The sequence below is a fragment of the Bacillus sanguinis genome (genome assembly GCF_018332475.1).
Lineage (GTDB): Bacteria > Bacillota > Bacilli > Bacillales > Bacillaceae_G > Bacillus_A > Bacillus_A sanguinis.
Window position 1 is genome coordinate 1 of sequence record NZ_BOQB01000411.1, and the last position, 3,535, is coordinate 3,535.

Consider the following 3,535-nt stretch of genomic DNA (forward strand, 5'->3'; position numbering starts at 1 on the left):
GCATCACTGGACCTACTGGTAGCACTGGACCTACTGGAACCGTAGGTAGTGCCTCAGCAAAAAGTATTGTTTTTCAAGGAACAAATGCTGGTTTTCAACGTATAGCAGGTTCTCCAGGTGTTGATTCTAACGTTATCCCATATGTAACTGCCGGTGCTGGAAATATAGTTGGTTTTGCTGCGTCTATAAATGTAAATAACTTACCTGCTGCTGTTTATACGATTAATATTTGTAGGAATGTCCCCACAAACCTCACTGCCCCTACTTCTAGTTATATCCTATCTACTATCACCTTAACTAGCACTGACAAAATTACCGGAACTATGGTATTTTCCATTAAACCGACGGATAGTGGATCAGGACAAATTCAAGTGTTTAATCCTACACCAGCAGTAGGTCCCGCTACTATAAATTGGACTAGTATTACAACTGGAAACCCAGTTTCGAGAGGAGATGCTATATCCCTTTATATTAACCCTGGAATTGCTACCAGTGCTGTATATTCCATTTTTCTAATTACTGATATTTAGTTCCCTCTTAAAAGTAATTTATTTAACAAGAAAAGCCCCAATAATTGGGGCCAACAAATAGAAATACAAATGAATTAAAACAAGTAACAGACAAGTTTATTATATACTATTTTTTCAATAATATCCATATTTTGTATTTTTAATTATATATACTATGCCAATAGTGTAAACACTTTCGAATTTTTATTCGCGAAATAAAGGAGATCACTCTCAAATAAGTGATCTCCCTTTTAAAAATAGTTTTTCATGATATCGGCAATATAACCTTCACGGTCGTTCCAATTCCAACTTCACTTTCAAAACTTATTTTACCGTTGTGGTCTTTAATAATTTTTTCTGTAACTACTAAACCTAAACCTGTTCCCGTTTCTTTCGTTGTGTAAAAAGCTTCATTTAGCTTCGGAATTTTGTCTTTTGGAATGCCGCAACCTTCATCCTTAACTTGAACAATGATTGCATCTTCTACAGTCACTTTAATCGTAATCGTTCCGCCAACTGACATTGCTTCAATCGCATTTTTTATTAAATTAAAAAATACTTGTTTTAATCGTTTTTCATCGCATGTAATCGATGGTATGTCTTTACTATAAATAGCTTGTATGTGCACTCCTTGCTTTAAAGCAGGCTTCCCCATAACTCGAATAACATACGCGACAATTTCTTCTATATTATAAATTTCTGATTCTGGTGATTTAGATTTCTCAAATCCACTAAGTTCTGTAGCGATTGTATGAATTCGTTCTACTTCTTGTTTCATAATATCACTATATATTTTATCCTCTGGATATTTAATTGCTTGCTTATTCACAAATTTATCCAAATTAGCTAAAGGTCTTTTAATTTTGTAACCAATAACTGTAGCCATTTTCCCAACAGTTGCTAGCTTTTCTGTTTGTTGTATTTCTTTATCCATCATCTCAAGCGTACGAACGTAAGATCGAAACCTTAAAAACATAATCCAACATAGGATAGTAAATACGCTATATAATGCCATCGGGATTAAAACGAGTGAAGAGTGAATAACGATTCCTATAAGAGCGTATTTTCCAACAAGTATGCTCGGAACTAACCAAAAATATCTTTTATTCACAAAGATTGGGGCAAATAAAATAAAAAATCCTTCTACTATATTCCCACCATCAAACTCAGCATCACTACCGTAATAAATCATAAAATTATGGATAAAATCTAATAGATTATATCCAATTAGAATAATATATTTTACTGCAAATGGATTTTTCCATTTCATAAAGTATACTCCAATACAAAATAAAATCACCATCAGAAAATAAAGCCATAAACCTAAACCATCTTCAAATTCTCCTACTCCTTCTTGCTCTCCTCCTATTAAAGGTACAATGAATTCGTAGGCAAGATCGTATACAAAAAATATAACAAAAAATAAACTTAAAAATATTTTCAGCGCCTTTATTTCTTCATTTTTAAATATATCGTCTTTATTCATATCGTAACTCCTAGCTTTTCTCCCACTTGAATTTCATTATTTCCACGCTGTTTCGGGAGAATGATATCTATTCTAGTTCCAATATCTCTTTTACTTGAAATATGTAATTCACCAAGATGCTGCTCCGTAACAATTCGATTCGCTACCGTAAGTCCCAGGCCAATCTTATCTTGTTTCGTTGTATAAAAGGCTTCTGTAACACGAGCCAAATTTTCTTTCTTAATACCGTAACCATTATCAATTACACTTAGCATTACAGAATCTTGTCCTTTATTTTCTAACCGTAACTCTAATGTGCCACCTTGCTCCATTGCCTCCAGAGCATTTTTTATAACATATAGAAAGACTCCTCGTATTTTCCGCTCATCACATTCAACTTCTATCGCCTTTTCTTCCACACTAGAAGTAAGCTGAACGTTACATTCATTCATTTTTTCGCGAAGAATTGTTACTGCTTGTAATGCAATTTCTCCTATATTATGTTTCTTATATATAGAAGGTTTACATGTAGCAACTTCCATCAACTCACTTATCATATTATTCATATTTTCTATTTCAAAAATCATCTGTTTGTAAATAGGATCCTCCCCATGCTTCTCTCGTTGTAATTGCGTAAACCCTTTTAATGAAGCAAGTGGATTTTTAATTTCATGTCCTACTGTCGCCGCCATTTTTCCGATTACTGCTAATTTTTGTGATTCACTAGCAATCTTAATACTTTCCTTTACCGCTGAAAGGTATTGTATAAATCGATTTAAAATGATATATGCGGCTATTAATACGAGTGTATACATAATGAGGAACATAAATCCTTTTACTTCCTTTAATACAAATAAATAAATCATATATTTCACTACAATAGTTGAAAGTACAAACACAAAATATTTTTTATTTAAAAATATAGGTACAAAGAAGATGAGAATAATTTCTACTATATTTCCCCCATCAAATGCTGCTTCATTATAAAGCATATACGAAATTATATTAGCAATCTCTATTCCTAAGTATGCAGATACACATGCATATTTAACGAAATTCGCTTTCTCTTTTTTTATTAAATATACATTCACACTGAGTATTGCAGTTCCGCAAATAACTTGCCATAGTATGCTATATCCCTTATCCGTTAGTGATTTATTTTCTAATACGATTGCGTAGAAAATTTGGTATGAAACAACAATGACATATAGCACCCACAAAAGGATTTTTGCATTCCTTTCTTCTTCTTTATATGATAGAAAACTTTCTTTCACTTCAACACCCCTTCAAAATAATATCTCGAAGAATACCATTTATTATAATAAATGATTTTCATAGACAAACAAAGATAAATCGAATATTCGAGGTAAATAATCCCAATAAAGTAAAGTATCTTCAGACTATTATGGGAGGTGTTTTATATGAACGGCAAAAAAAATAAAAAAACAGAACAACTGGAATCCTTCACGCGTGAGAATGAAGGAAAGAAAATGACAACAAATACAGGTGTTACAATTTCAAATGATGAAAACTATTTAACCGTCGGCGATCGTGGTCCTAC

3 protein-coding genes are annotated in these 3,535 nt (G+C 32.5%); 1 reads left to right on the top strand and 2 read right to left on the bottom strand.

Translation table 11 applies throughout. The features are described from left to right. The coding region (locus tag KI369_RS26945; protein ID WP_212958618.1) for a collagen-like protein at positions 1-530 on the top strand (530 nt) is incomplete at its 5' end. A 244-nt stretch (positions 531-774) separates the two neighbouring features. Here the strand turns inward: KI369_RS26945 and KI369_RS26950 are convergent. Both KI369_RS26950 and KI369_RS26955 read right to left on the bottom strand, forming a co-directional pair. Next, positions 775-1,995, bottom strand: a complete 1,221-nt coding sequence (locus KI369_RS26950) for an ATP-binding protein (RefSeq protein WP_212958620.1) — start codon at positions 1,993-1,995, stop codon at positions 775-777. Then, positions 1,992-3,248 (bottom strand): ATP-binding protein, encoded by a 1,257-nt coding sequence (locus tag KI369_RS26955; protein ID WP_212958622.1) that lies wholly within the window; start codon positions 3,246-3,248, stop codon positions 1,992-1,994. Before KI369_RS26955 ends, KI369_RS26950 begins: the two co-directional genes overlap by 4 nt. Positions 3,249-3,535 lie beyond the last annotated feature (287 nt).

Bases quoted from the DNA above. Each gene is read 5' to 3' on its own strand.
- KI369_RS26950 (WP_212958620.1), bottom strand. From the start codon at position 1,995: ATGAATAAAGACGATATATTTAAAAATGAAGAAATAAAGGCGCTGAAA.